Source organism: Actinomadura spongiicola (genome assembly GCF_003432485.1).
GTDB classification, from domain to species: domain Bacteria; phylum Actinomycetota; class Actinomycetes; order Streptosporangiales; family Streptosporangiaceae; genus Spirillospora; species Spirillospora spongiicola.
In genome coordinates, this window is the sequence record NZ_QVNQ01000005.1 from 438,387 (window position 1) to 454,492 (window position 16,106).

Genomic DNA, 16,106 nt, shown 5'->3' on the forward strand with positions numbered 1-16,106 from the left:
AGGAGGGAGCAAGATAAGTGACCAACGACGAAGCACAAACATCTCAAAACGTGGAGGGTGTTCCGCAAAGGTTCCGGACGATCTTGGCCGATCCGCCGTGGGATATTCACCAGACGGGCGCCAGAGGTGCGGTCCAGCACTACCCGCTCATGACGCTGGAGCGCATTAAGGCCATGCCAGTCGAAGCATTGGCCGAGGATGACGCCCATTTGTGGCTGTGGTGCACTAACAACACTTTGCGTGAAGGTTACGAGGTGGCTGACGCATGGGGTTTCACAGTGCGGGCGCCGCTAACCTGGGTCAAATTCCGACTCGGACTCGGGACGTATCTGCGGCACATGACTGAACATTGTCTCTTCGCCACTCGCGGCAAGGCACCGGTGAGGTTCCGGTCCCAGCCCACCTGGATGGTGGCGCCCGTGCAGGAGCACAGCCATAAACCGGAGGAGCAGTTCGCCATCATCGAGCGGCTGTCGCCGGGGCCATATCTGGAGTTGTTTGCGCGCAGACGGCCACCGAGTAACGGGCCCTGGTATGTCTGGGGAAACGAGATGGCCGACTCGGATATCTCCATTCCGGGCTATCCGGTGCCGAGTGACCGGCGGTGGTGACGGCTGACGAACAGTTACATGCGCAGCATACGAGTCACTTGACGGTTGCGACAAATTATCCGTAAGTGGAGAGGAGGGTATTGGCGGGCATCAACATTTGAGCACGTCAATAAATAGAAAGGAGGTGGTATATGGCAAAACGAAAGCACGGTAAGGCGCCGCAGAGGAAGCATGAACGCCGCTTGGTGGTGCGTGGTGTTCGCCGCGAGCCGGCGGATCTACGCAAGCTCGGGCGGGCCCTTATCCAAATAGCGCAGACCGAAGCTGAACGCGAGGCGAAGAAGCAGCACGCCGCACACCAGACAGACCAGCAGTCCTCAGAGGAGAGGCCACAACCAAACGCTGAGGGAGGTGACGCGGATGGCCTGGAGGAACAGTGAGATCACCTTTGTCCGGCTGCATCTGCCCCGCCCGCTTACCGAGGCGATGGTGGGCACCTTCGTCACCCGGTTGGCGGTTGAACCGCTGCGTGCGCCGGTCGTGCTGGAAGTACGGGCCGACGCCCACGGGGTGCGTCACCTGCTCGGCGCCCGGCAGGTTGACCTGCCACGGCTCACGCGGCTGTTCACCGATCTATTGCCGGGGAGCGTGCTGGTCCCGCTGGGCGCCGATGAGGAACGGACAGCGGTCACTGTCGCCGCACGCCTCCGGCTGCGGCCTTCCGGCTTGCCCCTGCGCACTGATGCCGCCGAGGTGACCTCCAGGGCGCTGCTGTCCGCCTTGGCCGCCCAGCTCCGGGATAACGAAGTGATGGTGGTGCAGCTCGTCCTGGGGCCACGTCGGGCACCCCGCACCGTACCCAAGGACGCCCTCGACCCGCATCTCTCGCTGCTGGACCTAATGACCGGCGGCGCTCGCCCGGCTAGTCGCGAGGTTCGTACCCGGTTGAAGCAGCGCCACGAGCAGCCCGGCCGCGCAGTCACCATCCGCTTGGGTGTCACCAGCCCGGAGAAAGAGCGGCGACGCTGGCTGCTCACGAGCCTGCATAGCGCCCTCAAGGTGCTCCAGAGCCCCGGCGTGCGGATCGATCTGCTGCGCGATTCGGCCACGGGGCTACACGCAGCCCGGCGACCGTGGCGCTGGCCTCTCGGCCTGGCGGCAGGAGAACTGGTGAGCGTGCTGGGTTGGCCTATCGGTGACGGTGACTTCCCGGGCCTGCCGCCGCTGCATCCTCGTCCGCTGCGGGCCGCCCCGAACGTCCACCAGGGGCCACGGGTCTTCGCGCGAAGTGCGGCGCCTGGAGATGACCGGCTGGTGGGCATTAGCCCGAAGGATCAGACGTTCCATGGGGTGGCGTATGGGCCATCGGGATCAGGGAAGACCTCGGCGCTGCTGCACCTGATCTTGGCGGACATCACCGCTGGGCGGCCGGTGGTGGTGCTCGACCCCAAACAGCAGCTGATCGACGACATCCTGGCCCGCCTGCCCGAGCACCGGATACCTGACGTGGTGGAGCTGAACGCCGCGGATAAGGCACCAGTCTGCTTCAATCCGCTGGACGTTATCGGCCGTGACCCGGATGTGGTGGTCGACGGCGTACTCGAGGTCTTCCAGGCGGTGTTCGCCGACGGTTGGGGGCCGCGTACAGCCGACATCTTCTCGGCCTCCCTGCGCACGCTGGCGCGCACCAGCAACCCCACGGCACCGACCACCCTAGTCGACCTGCCCCAGCTATTGACCGATCCGGAGTTCCGGCGCTCGCGCGTCGGTCGCATACAAGGTGATGTCGGACTGGCGGGTTTCTGGGCCTGGTACGAGAGCCAGTCACCGGCTGCGCAAGCGGCGGCAATAGCCCCAGGTATGAACAAATTGCGGCAGCTTCTGCTGCGGCCGGCGATGGTGCGGATGCTTGGTCAGCGGGACGGAGGCTTCCGCCTGCGTGACGTCTTCCGGGATAACAAAGTGGTGCTCATCCCGACTAACGAGGGGGTTATCGGGCCGGGAACGGCGTCACTGCTGGGGAGCCTGGTTATTGCCGAGGTCTGGCAGGCCACGCAGGAGCGGGCGAACGAACGAGGCGCAACGCAGCGGCCCGGCCTGGTGGTGGTCGACGAGGCCCCCGCTTCCTCTCGCTTCCCGTATCGCTGGCCGATGCGCTGGCGGTGTCCCGCTCCCTGGACGTGGGCTGGTTCCTGGCCGCCCAGTTCAGAGATCAATTTCCGCCTGCCCTGCGGGCTGCGGTGGATAGTAACGCCCGCAGCAAGCTCGTCTTCGCCACTGAGCATCACGACGCGCGGGAGATGGCCAAGCTCGCCCCGGAGCTGACACTGGAGGACTTCATGGCCCTGGGTCGTTTCCACGCCTACGCCGACTTGGTCGCTGACGGCGCGCCGTCCGGCTGGGCACTGGTGAAGACGCTGCCACCGCCACCAGCCACGGCAGATCCGGCGGCTACGCGGGCGGCTCTGCGCCGCAACTACGCCCCTGTACGCTCACAATCCGACACCGCAGCGCCAGCACCGAGCGCGGCGAGCCCGCCACTGACCATGATCGGCCGCAGGCGGCGGCCCAGCGGAGGCCGGTCATGAGGCGCTGCCGTGGTATGGATGCGCGGGCCCTGCCCCGTGGCCTCGGCCGTCTCCTCGCCCCTGGCTTCGCGTTGAGCGGGCGGTCAGGTTTCCCCAGGTCATACCCGCTGTGTTCGGTGGTTCGGGATGGGACTGACTGTGCTTCTCGCGCTCCGTCCTGCATCCCGGCGGGCGGTGGCTGTCTGGCGAGCAGGAGGCGGCCATGACGCGGGAGAGTGTGGCCGATCTGCTGCCGCACCTATCCGAGCGGGATCTGGCCGTGCTGCGCTCCCTCAGCGAGCTCCGGCTGCTCACCACTGCGTTACTGCGCCGGTTGCACTTCACTCCTGAGCGGCACGCGACCGAGGCGGCTGCTGCCGTGGCGGCGATGCGGGTGCTGTCCCGGTTGAAGGCGCGTGGCCTGGTGGCTCGGCTCAGACGGCGGATCGGGGGCGTGCGAGCTGGGTCATCGGGGATCGTGTGGCAGCTCGGGGCTACCGGGGAGCGGTTGCTGCGGGTGCTGCACGGTGAGCCGAAGCGGCGCCGGTTTGTGGAGCCCTCGGCGGTGTTCGTCGAGCACACGTTGGCGGTCGCTACGGCGGCCGTTTGTGTGCGCGAACTCGACCGGCAAGGCGTGGTGGAACTGGTGACGCTGGAGACGGAACCGGCCTGCTGGCGGGCGTTCCTGGCACCGCACGGGGCTCGGTCGTGGCTCAAACCGGATTTGTTCGTCATCACCGCCAACGGGGAGTTTGAGGATCACTGGTTTATCGAGGTGGATAGGGCTACCGAGCATCCGGGGACGGTGCTGCGGAAGGCGAGCGTGTACCAGCGGTACGCCGCCACCGGGGCTCACCAAGCTACCTACGGAGTATTCCCCGTTGTGCTGTGGGTGGTGCCTTGTGAGCAGCGGCAGGAGGTAATCGCGGCTGCACTGAAGGATGCAAAAGGAGTACCGCGCGACCTGTTCCGGGTCATTACCGAAGAAAAGTTCCGGGACACGATCACCGGCAAATCTAGCAATGAGGCGGACAGTGGCACGTAACCGGTTGCGCTGCTTTGGCAGCGTCGCCGAAACCCCGAGACGCCGGAAAGTAGCCATATAACTACACTGGGAATTGGGCAATATTGGAGGTATATTATGAGAGATAAAAGCAACCGCAGCCCACAAATAGCTGAGACAGAGAAATATGAAAGTAATGGAAAAGGAGGATCGTCATGAAGCAAAAAGCACTGGAACGCATCACCGGCAACGACTACGTCGCCTACCTGCGGGTCTCCTCGAAGGGACAGGTCAACACCGACTACAACCCGGAGGGCATATCCATCCCAGCACAGCGGGAAAAGGTGCACGAACGTGGACAAGAGTTGGGCTCTGCCAAGGCAGCCGAGTTCATCGACCCGGGCCGTAGCGCCAAGTCCATCGACCAACGCGTCGAGTTCCAGCAGATGATCACCTACCTGCGGGAGCACCCCAACGTGCGGTATGTCATCGTCTACATGCTCAGCCGGTTCGCCCGGAACCGGCTGGACGACGCCATCATGGTGGCCACTTTGGAGAAGCTGGGGGTCAAGCTCATCTCGGCGGTCGAGAAGAATATCGATGACACCCCGACGGGGCGGATGCTGCATGGGATGTTGGCGGTTATTAACGAGTACTCCTCAAACCAGAATGGGGAGGACGTTCGCTACAAGATGGGACAGAAGGCCAAGAGCGGGGGGACGATCTCCCGGGCGCCCATCGGCTACCTCAACACCATCGAGCGTATTGAAGACCGGCAGGTGCGGACGGTCATTATTGACCTGGTGCGGGGGCCGCTCATCCGGCTGGCCTTCGAGCTGTACGCCACGGGCGAATGGACGCTGGCAGACCTGTGTGACGAACTCTACGAGCGGGGCCTGCGCATGCCGCGCAGCGCCAAGTACCCGGAACGGCAGATCTCGCTGAGCAAATTGTCCGACCTGCTGCGGGATGAGTACTACCTGGGGTGGATTACCTACCAGGGTGAGAAGTACCGGGGGCGGCATGAGGCGCTCATCGAGGAGGAGCTGTTCGAGCGGGTGCAGGAGACCATCAACTCGCGCAGCGTGGCCGACGAACGACGCCGGGTGCACCACCACTACCTCAAGGGGTCGCTGTTCTGTGGGGCCTGCCAGGACCACAGCGGCACCAGACGGCGCCTGATCCTCCAGAACGCGAAGAATCGCTACGGCAACGTCTACCGCTACTTCTTCTGTACGGGGCGGTATGACCATGTCTGTGAGCTGCCGTATCTGAACGTGAGCCGGGTGGAGGGGGCGATCGAGGAGCACTACGGGACGGTGGGGTTCAACGAGGCGTTCATCTCTGACGTGCGGGCGCACCTGGCGGAGGTCATCGACAGTGAGGAAGCCTCGGCACGGCTGCTGCATGAGCAGCTCAGCAAGCAACTGCGGGAGCTGGACGTGCGGGAGGAGAACCTCATCGACCTGGCGGCGGATGGGAGCCTGCCGCAGGCCAAGATCCGCAGCAAGCTGCACGGGATCGCCCGGCAGCGGGATCGCCTCAAGGGCCGGCTGGGGCAGGCGACCGAGGAGCTTGGCGATGCGGCACGGCTCATCGAGGTGTGCTTGGGGCTGCTGCAAGATCCGCAGGCGCTCTACCTGCGTTGCAACGACGAGCAGCGGCGAATGCTGAACCAAGCGCTGTTTGAGGGGCTGTACGTCGAGGAGGAGGCCGACGGGGAACTGACCGTGGCCCACCGCCTCAAGGAGCCGTTCGCGGAGCTGCATGCCTTGCAGCAGGCGCAGGTGACGGAAGTAGGCAGCAGCTCGCAGACAACCTCGGAGGACGTGGCGCTGCCCGCAGGGGACGGCGGTGTGGGGCTGGAGGAACCCCGGAACGAAAGAAGCACCTTCCTCCTGGCGGAGGAAGGTGCTGTCTCGGACTCGCTTGGCGTGCTACTGGGTGGCCTTTGGAAGGCCAAGGGTTCCAGTAGGACGGGTGTGGTGGGCGATACTGGGTTCGAACCAGTGGCCTCTTCGGTGTGAACGAAGCGCTCTCCCACTGAGCTAATCGCCCTGGACGTCGCAAACTCTAGCGCATGTCCGGGGTGGGGTGAGCATCGTTATCGGGGGCGGTCAGGTCCAGAAGGTGGGGTCGTCGATGGCCCAGGGGACGACGAAGCCGTAGATGGCCAGGTAGGCGGTGATGGCGCCGGCCGCGAGGGCGGTGGCGAGGGCGCCGAGGATGAGGTTGCGGCGGCGGGTGCGGGGGTCGAGGGCTTTTTCCTTGGCGCGGTCGGCGGCGGCTCTGGCGCGGTGGAGGGCGCGTTGGGCCCAGGCGAACTCGGTGGCGAGGATGGCGAGGCCGACGATGATGCCGAGGAGGCCGGGGCCGGGGGTGACCATCATGACGAGGCCGCCGAGCATGACGGTGGTGCCGACGACGAAGACGCCGAGGCGCCAGACGGTGTTGAGGAGCCTGTTGCGGCGGATGCGTGCCCGGAACCGGTGGACGCGGCGCGGCGCGGTCGGCGGGGCCGCCTCTTCGTTCTTGATTGCCACGGCTTTACTCTACGGCAGGTCGGCGGTCAGGAGGCGCGCTCCGTGGGTGGGGGCGGGGGGTGGAAGATCCGTCTTTGCGCAGGTCAGGGCGGTGATATGGGTCACAGAAGACCGGGTCGGTGGAATGTTCGGAGGAGATCAGGCAGTTAGGCGTCATAGTTCGCGGGGATGTCGGTGAGAAGGGGAAGCACTCACCGGGGAGCCCCGAACGCGGGATCGACGTCAGAGGGATTGGGCCTATGAACACCACCGTCTCAGCGCAGCTGGGCCTTCGACTCGTCGTCCCCGACCGCACGACCGTTCCCCTGCTCGCCGGGTTGGAGTACGCGGCCGACGACCCGTACGCGATCCGGATGGCCTTCTTCGTGGGCGATGACGAGCCGGTGGAGTGGATCTTCGCGAGGGAGCTCCTCACGGTCGGTATCGTGCGGCGGGTCGGGGACGGGGACGTCGAGGTCTGGCCGGGATCCGATGACGGCACGCTGCACATCGCGTTGTCGTCTCCGTTCGGGGACGCGCTGTTCGACGTGCCGTTGTCGCCGCTGGCCGATTTCCTGCACCGGACGTACCAGGCCGTCCCGGCGGGCGAGGAGAGCGAGTTCATCGACATCGACGCGGAGTTGGAGAATCTGCTCTGGCCGTCCTAGGACGACAAGCGTGCGATGTGGCGCATTTTGTTCATGGCGTCTAGGGCTGCGACTTTGTAGGACTCGGCCAAGGTTGGGTAGTTGAAGACGGCGTTGACCAGGTAGTCGACGGTTCCTCCGCAGCCCATGACGGTCTGGCCGATGTGGACGAGTTCGGTGGCGCCGGTGCCGAAGACGTGGACGCCGAGCAGGCGCCGGTCGTCGGGTGAGACGAGGAGTTTCAGCATTCCGTAGGAGTCGCCGATGATCTGGCCGCGGGCCAGTTCGCGGTAGCGGGACACGCCCACCTCGAAGGGGATCTTCTCCTCGGTGAGGGCGTCCTCGGTGCGGCCGACGAAGCTGATCTCGGGGATGGTGTAGATGCCGATGGGCTGGGTCTCGTGGATCTCCGAGACGGGCTCCCCGCAGGCGTGGTGGGCGGCGAGACGGCCCTGTTCCATGGACGTGGCCGCGAGGGACGGGAAGCCGATCACGTCGCCGACGGCGTAGATGTGCGGGACGTCGGTGCGGTAGTTCTCGTCGACCTTGATCCGGCCGCGGTGGTCGGCGGTGAGGCCGGCGGCGTCCAGGCCGAGTTCGTCGGTCATGCCGTGCCGTCCGGCGGAGTACATGACGGTGTCGGCGGGGATGCGCTTGCCGCTCTCCAGGACAGTGATCGCTCCCTGTGGCATCCGCTCGACGGACGCGACGCTCTCCCGGAACCGGAACGTGACGGCCAGGTCGCGCAGGTGGTACTTGAGCGCCTCGACGATCTCCAGGTCGCAGAAGTCGAGCATGCGTTCGCGGCGTTCGACGACGGTGACCTTGGTGCCGAGGGCGGCGAACATGGAGGCGTACTCGATGCCGATCACTCCGGCGCCGACGACGACCATGGTCTCCGGGATGCGTTCCATGTTGATGATGCCGTCGGAGTCGATGATCGTCCGGTCGTCGAAGGCGACGGTGTCGGGGCGGGCGGGGCGGGTGCCGGTGGCGATGACGACGCGGTCGGCGGTGACCTTCTGTTCGCGGTCGCCGGGGCTGCTGATCCCGATGGTGTTCGGTTCCAGGAACCGGCCGTGGCCGGGCAGGACGGTGACGCGGTTGCGGGCGAGTTGGCTGCGGACGACGTCGGTCTCCCGGCCGATGACGTGCTGGGTCCGCATTCCGAGGTCGGCGACCGTGATGTCGTCCTTGACCCGGTAGCTCTGGCCGTAGAGTTCGCGCTGGTTGAGGCCGGTGAGGTACAGGACGGCCTCGCGGAGGGTCTTGGACGGGATCGTCCCGGTGTTGATGCAGACACCGCCGATCATGTCGCGGCGGTCGACGATGCCGACCTTGCGGCCCAGTTTCGCGGCGGCGATGGCGGCGCGCTGCCCGCCGGGGCCCGAGCCGAGGACGAGGAGATCGTAGTCGTTCACGTTCTCCAGTCTGGCGGGCGGTGGGCGTCCCGTTAAAGGCCTCGGGTGAGGATGAGGCCTTCGATCAGTGCGTCCAGACCGGCCTTGACGCGGTCGAGGGACAGGCCGCGGGTGCGGCGCTGGTGGATGAACAGGTTGGCGGCGAACGGGGCCAGGAGCGCGTCGGCGAGGTACTCGGTGTCGTCGCCGGGGCCGAGGAGCATCGCCACGTGCCGGTTGTAGAGCGCGTAGGAGCCTTCCCTGAATCGGGCGTCGGCGGGGCCGGATTCGGCCATGAACAGCAGGTCGGCCTGGGCGTCGGTGCGGTCGGCGAGACCGTGCAGGAAGGCGCGGAGGCGGTCGGCCGGGGGCGCGCCGGGGCCGAGCGGCGGCGGGCCGTGGATGAACGCGGCCTGGAAGTCGCGCTCCAGGTCGTCGATCAGGGCGTGGACGAGGCGGGCGCGGTCGCCGAAGCGGCGGTAGACGGTGCCGACGCCGACCCCGGCGGCGCGGGCGACCTCGTCCATGGTGACGGCCTCGGGGCCGCCGCTGGCGAGCAGGTCGGCGGCCGCGCGGAGGATGCGGCGCCGGTTGGCCGCCGCGTCGGCGCGTTCGGCGGGCGGGTTGCCCACGACGTGCATCTCGGTTCCTCTCCGCACGGTACGGCAGCGTATCGGAGTTGTATCCGGAGAATCCTCCGGTTAACCTCTAAGCGGAGATGTTTCCATTTAAGGAGGATGCAATGGGCGAGGCCCTCGCGGGACGGGTGGCCCTGGTCACGGGCGGCGGGCGCGGCATCGGCGCCGCGATCGCGCTGCGGCTGGCCCGGGACGGCGCCGACGTCGCGGTGACCTATGTGCGTGCCCCGGACCGGGCCGCCGAGGTCGTGCGCGGGATCGAGGCGGCCGGACGGCGCGGCCTGGCGGTCGCGGCGGACGCGGCCGACCCGGCGGCCGTCGCCGGGGCCGTCGACCGGGCCGCGGCGGAACTCGGACGGCTCGACATCCTGGTCAACAACGCCGGGATCGCGCCCTACGGGCCGCTGGCGGACGTCACGGCGGAGGAGCTCGACCTGACCCTCGCCGTCCATGTGCGGGCGGCCTTCGTGGCGGCGCAGGCGGCGTCCCGGCACCTCGGTCCGGGTGGGCGGATCATCAACATCGGCAGCAGCCTCGCCGAACGCGTCCCCTACCCGGGTTGGACGCTGTACGCGATGAGCAAGTCGGCGCTGACCGGCCTGACCCGCGGTCTCGCCCGCGACCTCGGCCCGCGCGGAATCACGGCGAACGTGGTCCACCCGGGATCGACCGACACCGAGATGAATCCGGCCGACTCGCCGGACGCCGAGTTCGAGCGCGGTTTCACGGCGCTCGGCCGTTACGGTCGCCCGGAGGAGATCGCCGCGACGGTCGCGCACCTGGCCGGGCCCGGCGGCGACTACGTGACGGGAGCGGCGGTCGCCGTGGACGGGGGGTACGCGGCCTGATGGCGTGGGTGTTCCTCGTCGTCGCCTCACTGATGGAGCTGGTGTGGGCGACGGCGCTGAAGGAGTCGGACGGGCTGACCAGGCTCTGGCCGACGGTCATCGGGCTCTCGGTCGCGGTGCTCAGCGTGGTCGTGCTGTCCCTGTCGCTGCGGACGCTGCCGGTCGGCACGGCCTACGCGATCTTCGTCGGGCTCGGCGCCGTCGGCGTCGCGCTGGCCGGGATGGTCGCGCTCGGCGAGAGCACGTCGCCCGCGCGAGTGCTGTTCCTCTCGATCATTCTCGTCGGCGTCGTCGGTCTGCAAATCGTCGAGGACTCGTAGGCCCGGCGCGGAACGGGCACAGTGAAGTCATGGCGAGGAAGATGCTGGGGATCGACATCGGCGGGTCGGGGATCAAGGGCGCGCCGGTCGAACTGTCGGACGGCTCGTTCGCCCGGGAACGCTTCCGGGTCCCGACACCTCAACCGTCGAAGCCGAAGGCGGTGGTGAAGGTCCTCGCCGAGATCGTGGAGCATTTCGGGTGGGACGGCCCGGTCGGCGTCACCTATCCGGGCGTGGTGATCGACGGTGTGACGCTGTCGGCGGCGAACGTGTCCAAGCGCTGGGTCGGGCTGGACGCGGCGTCCATGATCGCGGACGCGACCGGGCGGGAGGTGACGCTGCTCAACGACGCCGACGCCGCCGGAATCGCGGAGATGCGGCTCGGCGCGGGACGCGGCCACCGTGGGACCGTCGTGGTGCTCACGCTGGGAACGGGCATCGGCAGCGCCCTGTTCACGGACGGCGTCCTCGTGCCCAACACCGAGTTCGGGCATCTGGAGCTGAACGGTCGGGAGGCGGAGGAGCGGGCGTCCGCCCGGGCCCGCCAGGAGGAGGGGCTCGGCTGGACGAGGTGGGCGAAGCGGCTGAGCGAGTACCTGCGGCATCTGGAGGCGCTGGTCTCCCCGTCACTGATCATTCTGGGCGGCGGGGTGAGCAGGAAATCCGCGCACTTCCTGCCGCTGATCGAGGGCGTCCGCGCGGAGATCGTCCCGGCACGGCTGGTGAACAACGCGGGGATCGTGGGCGCCGCCATGGCCGCGGCCGCGGGGCACACGGCCGCGCGCCCGGGGGCCGACGCCCGGGTCAGGTCCGCCTGAGGCGCACGGTCGCGATCTCCCACGGGCGCAGCGCCAGCGTGGCCGTGCCGTCATGGACGTCGACCGGCGGCCCCGGCCGTCCGCGCAGGCCGACACGGACCGCGTCGGTGAACGGGCCCCGCAGCACCGCCGTGACCGGCTCGGCGGTCTGGGCGACCAGCCGCGTCTCGATCCAGCCGTCGCGGTTCCGGAGCGAGGTCAGCACGACACCGTCGCCGGAGATCTCGACCCCGGTCCGGGGCGGCGGGGGCGCCGCGGTCGCGGGCCCGTACCCGGCGGCGGTGAGCAGGTCGTGGCGGTACGACTCGGCGGCCCGGAGGACGTCGGCGCCGGGCCGTTCCCCGTCGTAGGGCAGGACCGCGAAGGCGGCCGTCCGCTCGCCGGGGCACTGGGCGCCCGGGGTCGGGAGCTGCGGGCCGGCGGGCTGGTCGCGGTAGGCGTTGCGGTCCCGCGACAGGTAGCCGACCGAGCGCAGGAGGGTCAGCGCCAGTTCACGCCCGGCGCCGGTGACCTCGTACTCGGTGGCGTGCTCCAGCAGGACGGCCAGGCCCCCGGCGGCGACGAACCCGGACGCGGGGAACGTCGGCACGGGCCGCTCCCCGAAACCGCCCTCGGCCGTCAGACCCCGCTCGGTGATCGCGAACTGGCCCTCGGCGAACGACGCGCGGGCCGTGCGCGGCAGCGACAGGTGGAACCTGACCCGGTGATCCTCGCAGCGGTTGTCGAACGTGACCCGCAACCGCAGGAACGGCTCGCCCGCGCGGAGCTCGGCACGGGTCGTGACGGTCACGTCCTCCTCGGCCTCCGATCTCGCGTCGCCGTCGACGTCTCCGGACACGGGCCACCGGTAGGTCCGGACGATGTCGTACGCGGCGAGCAAAAGGCCCTTCCGGGGGGCGTGGGGGGTCGTCCCCCCACAGGAGGGCGGCCCGCTCCACACGGGTTCGACGTGGACGGTCGACGGGTCTCCGACGAGTCGGTCGTGGGCGGGCGGCGCGTGGTTGTAGGTGTCGCCGAGGTCGCCGCCGTCGACGACGCGTCCGACGCCCTCGACGACGCGTCCGGACGGCGTGCGCAGCCCGAGCGTGCCGTCGGCGTGGATCTCGGCGCGCAGCAGGCCGTTGTCCAGGACGCTCTCCCGGGCCGTGACGGGGCCACCCGCTTCGTCGGAGGACGGGGACGGAACCGGGCTCAGGGTCGTGAGGCCGAGCGGCGGCACGTCGACGAGCGCGGCGACGGTGCGGCGCGGGTCCGCCAGGATCCGGACACGCCACTCCCCCTCCGCCCCGATCAGGGCCGCCCGGACGTCGCCGATGTCGAACGGCGCGTCGGCGCGGGCCGTGACGTGGAAGGTGAGCGTGCGGTCGTCCCGTGACACCGCCCAGTCGCGGATCTCCTGCCCGAACAGCACCCGCCCGTACACGCGCTCCAGCACGATCGGCAGCTCGGACGCGGGATGCACGGAGTCGTCCAGCACCGTCGGCGCGATCTCCAGGGTCTGGACGGGCACGGCACGGCCGTCACCTGTGACCAGGCCGGGCTCGCCGTCGGCCGGGACCTCCACCGTGACCAGGCCGGTCCGCGGCGCCGGCGTCGGGTTGAACACCAGGTGCGAGCCGAGCGGCACGGACGCGGCGCGCTCGGCGGTGACGAGGTCGCAGACGGCGCGGCCGAGCTGCTCGGCCTCCGCCATCCGCGCCGCGACCTGCTCGGCGGTCTCGTCGCCGCCGCAGCCGGTGACCGAGTCGTGGCAGCTCACCTCGATCAGCCTGCGCCACGCCAGGTCGAGGAACGTCCCCGCGTCGCCCGCGTACCACAGGGCCGTCAACGGCTCGGCGTACCGCTCGACGAGCCGTTCGGCGCGTCCCATGAGCTGCTTGAGCCGGACGCGCGCCGAGATCACGCCGGGCAGGATGTTGGCGCGGGCGTGCGACCGCAGCTCGCCCCGCACGCGGGGCAGCCCGTCCACGGACGGGTCCTCCGCCGCGAAGTAGCCCGCGAGGGTGTCGAGCCTCATGCCGGAACCGGCGTCGCGGACCCGGTCGGGGAGGTCGGCGGCGGGCGCGGTGTGGTCGGCGCCGTACATGGCCAGCAGCGGGCCGCCGTCCGGATACCAGCGGCGCATGGCGTCCGCGAACCCGGCCGCGCGGTCGGACACCAGGGACGCTCCGTTCCCGAACTCCTCGAACATCGAGGCGGCGTTGCCGTAACCGCCCTCGGGGAGGTACTGGGTGCGGACGGTCGTGCCGTCCGGCGCCTCCCACGCGAACGCCCGCGTCCTGACCCGGTCGGGGACGCCGCGCCACACGCACGCGTGCTCGATTCCCGCGAGCCGCAGGATCTGCGGCATCTGCGCGCAGTGCCCGAACTGGTCGGGCAGGTAGCCGACCATCATCGCCGCGCCCAGTTCGTCCGCGCGGCGGATCCCGAGCTCCAGGTTCCGGACGATGTTCTCCCCCGAGCACAGGAACTCGTCGTGGAGGATCTGCCAGGGCCCGACGGCGAGGCGGCCGTCCGCGACCAGCGCCGCCACCCGGTCGCGCCGCTCGGGACGGATCTCCAGGTAGTCGTCGACGGCCGCCATCTGGCCGTCCAGGGTGAACCGCCAGCGCGGGTCGGCCTCCATCCGGTCGACGACCCCGTCGAGCAGCGACACGAGCCGGAGCCGGAACCGCTGGAACGGCAGGTACCACTCGCGGTCCCAGTGGGTGTGGGGGACGATGACGATCTCCGGCGCGACGGTCTCTACCCGCACAGCGCGATCACCTCGTTCTCGTGGCTCTCCAGGCGATGCATTCCCGGTCCGTCCGCCGGTATCCGGACGCGGTCGCCGCGGATCGCGGCGCGCCGCCCGTCCGGCCGGACCAGCACGGTTCCGTCGGCGTCGACCGCCGTCAGCTCGCCGTCGACGCGGAGCAGGACGGGCGCGTCCGGCCCGGCGGAGACCGACGTGCGGCCCGCGGCGAGGGCCGCCAGCACGGCCTCCGTTCCATCGTCCTCGGCGAGGACCCAGGTGACGGGCTCGCCGAGGTTCTTGAACTGCTCCGGGTCGTGGAAGTCGCTGCCGCCGAGCGGGACGATCCCGGCGGGCCGCCACAGGTCCGCCCAGGCCAGCGGCGCGCCCCAGCGCCGGTCCCACCAGGTCGGATGCCAGATCTCGACGAACGGCGGCCGGGACGCCTCCGGCAGCGGGTGCCGCCACGCGCAGTCGCCGCTCAGCGGATGGTTGATCGACATCAGCCCGCCGCGGGCGTCCGCGAACGCCGCCCAGTCGGCGCTCGGGCGCCGGAAGTCGACCCAGCCGGTGGCGCCGAACACGTTGGCGTGGCCGCGGTCGGTGGTGACCTCCTGACCGGGCAGCAGCGTGATCCCGGCGTGGGCCCCGGCGGCGGGCAGCTCGGGATGGTGGCTGACGGTGTTGTGGTCGGTGACGGCGAGGAAGTCGAGCCCGCGGGACGCGGCCAGGCACGCCACTTCGTGGACGGTGAGCGTCCCGTCGCTGTGGACGGTGTGGGAGTGCAGGTCACCGGCGAGCCACCGCATGCCGTCCGCGGCGGGGAGGTTCCGGCGCGGCGGACGGTCCGGCCGGGGCGGCGGCGCCGGGACGTCGGGGCGGGGCGGTCGGGAGCCGGACGTGGTGATCGTGACCTCGTACGGGACGCCCTCGGGCGGTATCCGGTGCAGGCCGAGCCAGACGTGCCAGGTGCCCGGTTCGAGATCGCCCGCCAGATAGCCGGGTGTGGCCCGGTCCACGCCCACCGTGTACCGGGTGCGCGCCCCACCGGACCAGCCGCGGAACCCGCCCGGCCCGTGGCAGCCCAGGTCGAGGACGCCGCCCTCATGGGTCAGTTCCACCGTGATCGACGCCGTGCCCGGCGGGACGTCGAAGGGTAGTTCCCGCAGGCCAAGCTCCAGGCGGTCCTCCAGGGTCCAACGGCCTCGATGCACGGTCATGCGCGTCCCCCGTCCTCGGCTCTCGGTTCGGGTTTAGGACGTGGAACGGCTCCGGTCAAGGGTCCATGTGCTCGGCGGAACGGGCCGCGAACGCCGCCATCGCCTTCGCGGTGATCGGACCCGGCGCGTTCGGCAGGACGGTCCCGTCGACGGCGCGGATCGGCTGGACGTCCCGGGTCGTGGACGTCAGGAACGCCTCCTCCGCGCGGTACAGGTCGTCCAGCGCGACGTCCTCCTCCTCGCCGCCGCACCACTCCAGTGTCAGTGCGCGTGTCACCCCGGCGAGGCAGCCCGACGACAGCGGCGGCGTGACGAGCCGCCCGTCGAGGACGACGAAGATGTTGCTGCCCGTCCCCTCGCAGAGGTTTCCGGCCGTGTTGCCGAAGATCGCCTCGGCGCCGCCGCGTTCCTTCGCGTAGGCGAGGGCCAGGACGTTCTCCGCGTACGACGTCGTCTTGAGGCCGGACAGGGCGCCGCGTTCGTTGCGCGGCCACGGCACGACGGTCACGTCCGCCGTCGCCGGGAACGGGTTCTGCGGCGCCACGATGATCGACACCGTGGGCCCGGCGTCGCCGCGCGCCGATCCGAGCGGGCCGGGACCGCTGCTGTAGGTGATGCGGACGCGGGCCAGCGGCCATCGCGGCGCCGCCGCCAGCGCCTCGCGGGTCCCGTGGGCGAGGGCCTCCTCGTCGGGGGCGGGCAGGCCGAGCCCCTCCGCCGACCGGGCCAGCCGTCGCAGGTGCCTGGTCAGCGCGAACGGCGCGCCGTCCACCGCCTTCAGCGTCTCGAAGATCCCGTCGCCGACGAGCATGCCGTGATCGAACACCGACACCATCGC

The 16,106-nt window shown here is 69.6% G+C and carries 15 protein-coding genes and 1 tRNA gene; 9 read left to right on the top strand and 7 right to left on the bottom strand.

Translation table 11 applies throughout. The features are described 5' to 3' along the window. The first annotated feature begins 17 nt into the window (after positions 1–17). The 5 genes from D0T12_RS18500 to D0T12_RS37405 all read left to right on the top strand — a co-directional run bounded on the left by D0T12_RS18500 (position 18) and on the right by D0T12_RS37405 (position 6,148). Positions 18–611, top strand: coding sequence for an MT-A70 family methyltransferase (locus D0T12_RS18500; protein ID WP_117400838.1), 594 nt, complete (start codon positions 18–20; stop codon positions 609–611). Between the two features lie 131 nt (positions 612–742). Next, positions 743–991 (top strand): hypothetical protein, encoded by a 249-nt coding sequence (locus D0T12_RS34910; RefSeq protein WP_147339550.1) that lies wholly within the window; start codon positions 743–745, stop codon positions 989–991. Beyond that, complete coding sequence (locus tag D0T12_RS18505; RefSeq protein ID WP_199487528.1) at positions 972–2,876, top strand: type IV secretory system conjugative DNA transfer family protein; 1,905 nt, start codon at positions 972–974, stop codon at positions 2,874–2,876. Before D0T12_RS34910 ends, D0T12_RS18505 begins: the two co-directional genes overlap by 20 nt. Positions 2,877–3,341: 465 nt before the next feature. After that, a complete protein-coding gene (locus D0T12_RS18510; RefSeq protein ID WP_117400839.1) occupies positions 3,342–4,163 on the top strand; it encodes a replication-relaxation family protein in 822 nt (273 codons plus the stop codon). Between the two features lie 173 nt (positions 4,164–4,336). Further along, positions 4,337–6,148: a recombinase family protein gene (locus D0T12_RS37405; RefSeq protein ID WP_407642096.1), complete on the top strand. Its 1,812-nt coding sequence runs from the start codon at positions 4,337–4,339 to the stop codon at positions 6,146–6,148. Here D0T12_RS37405 and D0T12_RS18525 read toward each other — a convergent pair. Then, positions 6,105–6,179: transfer RNA gene (locus tag D0T12_RS18525), tRNA-Val, on the bottom strand. The two genes, D0T12_RS37405 and D0T12_RS18525, sit on opposite strands and share 44 nt — an antisense overlap. A gap of 59 nt (positions 6,180–6,238) precedes the next feature. After that, positions 6,239–6,664, bottom strand: a complete 426-nt coding sequence (locus tag D0T12_RS18530) for a TIGR02611 family protein (RefSeq protein WP_117400841.1) — start codon at positions 6,662–6,664, stop codon at positions 6,239–6,241. 239 nt (positions 6,665–6,903) lie between these two features. Between D0T12_RS18530 and D0T12_RS18535 the strand changes: the two genes are divergently transcribed. Then, positions 6,904–7,311 (top strand): SsgA family sporulation/cell division regulator, encoded by a 408-nt coding sequence (locus D0T12_RS18535; RefSeq protein WP_117400842.1) that lies wholly within the window; start codon positions 6,904–6,906, stop codon positions 7,309–7,311. Here D0T12_RS18535 and sthA read toward each other — a convergent pair. Together sthA and D0T12_RS18545 are read right to left on the bottom strand one after the other, a co-directional pair. After that, positions 7,308–8,711: a Si-specific NAD(P)(+) transhydrogenase gene (sthA, locus tag D0T12_RS18540; protein ID WP_117400843.1), complete on the bottom strand. Its 1,404-nt coding sequence runs from the start codon at positions 8,709–8,711 to the stop codon at positions 7,308–7,310. The two genes, D0T12_RS18535 and sthA, sit on opposite strands and share 4 nt — an antisense overlap. A 32-nt stretch (positions 8,712–8,743) precedes the next feature. Further along, positions 8,744–9,349 (bottom strand): TetR/AcrR family transcriptional regulator, encoded by a 606-nt coding sequence (locus D0T12_RS18545; protein ID WP_233526152.1) that lies wholly within the window; start codon positions 9,347–9,349, stop codon positions 8,744–8,746. Positions 9,350–9,432: 83 nt separating this feature from the next. Here D0T12_RS18545 and D0T12_RS18550 point away from each other — a divergent pair, with 83 nt between their 5' ends. Genes D0T12_RS18550 through ppgK form a run of 3 tightly spaced genes read left to right on the top strand, consistent with a single transcriptional unit; the run spans position 9,433 to position 11,314 of the window. Next, positions 9,433–10,176 (top strand): SDR family oxidoreductase, encoded by a 744-nt coding sequence (locus D0T12_RS18550; protein WP_117400845.1) that lies wholly within the window; start codon positions 9,433–9,435, stop codon positions 10,174–10,176. Next, entirely contained in the window at positions 10,176–10,496 is a 321-nt protein-coding gene (locus tag D0T12_RS18555; RefSeq protein WP_117400846.1) for a DMT family transporter, read from the top strand. The genes D0T12_RS18550 and D0T12_RS18555 overlap by 1 nt, the downstream gene beginning before the upstream one ends. Positions 10,497–10,525: 29 nt before the next feature. After that, positions 10,526–11,314, top strand: a complete 789-nt coding sequence (gene ppgK / locus D0T12_RS18560; protein ID WP_117400847.1) for a polyphosphate--glucose phosphotransferase — start codon at positions 10,526–10,528, stop codon at positions 11,312–11,314. On the opposite strand, the gene D0T12_RS18565 is transcribed toward ppgK, so the two are convergent. Genes D0T12_RS18565 through D0T12_RS18575 form a run of 3 tightly spaced genes read right to left on the bottom strand, consistent with a single transcriptional unit; the run spans position 11,301 to position 16,103 of the window. Then, positions 11,301–14,069, bottom strand: a complete 2,769-nt coding sequence (locus D0T12_RS18565; protein WP_117400848.1) for a glycoside hydrolase family 38 N-terminal domain-containing protein — start codon at positions 14,067–14,069, stop codon at positions 11,301–11,303. The genes ppgK and D0T12_RS18565 overlap by 14 nt on opposite strands. Next, positions 14,060–15,268, bottom strand: a complete 1,209-nt coding sequence (locus tag D0T12_RS18570) for a CehA/McbA family metallohydrolase (protein WP_117400849.1) — start codon at positions 15,266–15,268, stop codon at positions 14,060–14,062. The genes D0T12_RS18565 and D0T12_RS18570 overlap by 10 nt, the downstream gene beginning before the upstream one ends. 55 nt (positions 15,269–15,323) lie before the next feature. Then, a complete protein-coding gene (locus tag D0T12_RS18575) occupies positions 15,324–16,103 on the bottom strand; it encodes an aminotransferase class IV (protein ID WP_117401104.1) in 780 nt (259 codons plus the stop codon). Positions 16,104–16,106: the final 3 nt, after the last annotated feature.

Excerpts from the sequence above, each read along its gene's own strand:
- D0T12_RS18555 (WP_117400846.1), top strand. The coding sequence starts at position 10,176 with ATGGCGTGGGTGTTCCTCGTCGTCGCCTCACTGATGGAGCTGGTGTGG.
- D0T12_RS34910 (WP_147339550.1), top strand. The coding sequence starts at position 743 with ATGGCAAAACGAAAGCACGGTAAGGCGCCGCAGAGGAAGCATGAACGC.
- D0T12_RS18550 (WP_117400845.1), top strand. The coding sequence starts at position 9,433 with ATGGGCGAGGCCCTCGCGGGACGGGTGGCCCTGGTCACGGGCGGCGGG.
- D0T12_RS18505 (WP_199487528.1), top strand. The coding sequence starts at position 972 with ATGGCCTGGAGGAACAGTGAGATCACCTTTGTCCGGCTGCATCTGCCC.
- D0T12_RS37405 (WP_407642096.1), top strand. The coding sequence starts at position 4,337 with ATGAAGCAAAAAGCACTGGAACGCATCACCGGCAACGACTACGTCGCC.
- ppgK (WP_117400847.1), top strand. The coding sequence starts at position 10,526 with ATGGCGAGGAAGATGCTGGGGATCGACATCGGCGGGTCGGGGATCAAG.
- D0T12_RS18570 (WP_117400849.1), bottom strand. The coding sequence starts at position 15,268 with ATGACCGTGCATCGAGGCCGTTGGACCCTGGAGGACCGCCTGGAGCTT.
- D0T12_RS18535 (WP_117400842.1), top strand. The coding sequence starts at position 6,904 with ATGAACACCACCGTCTCAGCGCAGCTGGGCCTTCGACTCGTCGTCCCC.
- D0T12_RS18575 (WP_117401104.1), bottom strand. The coding sequence starts at position 16,103 with ATGGTGTCGGTGTTCGATCACGGCATGCTCGTCGGCGACGGGATCTTC.
- D0T12_RS18510 (WP_117400839.1), top strand. The coding sequence starts at position 3,342 with ATGACGCGGGAGAGTGTGGCCGATCTGCTGCCGCACCTATCCGAGCGG.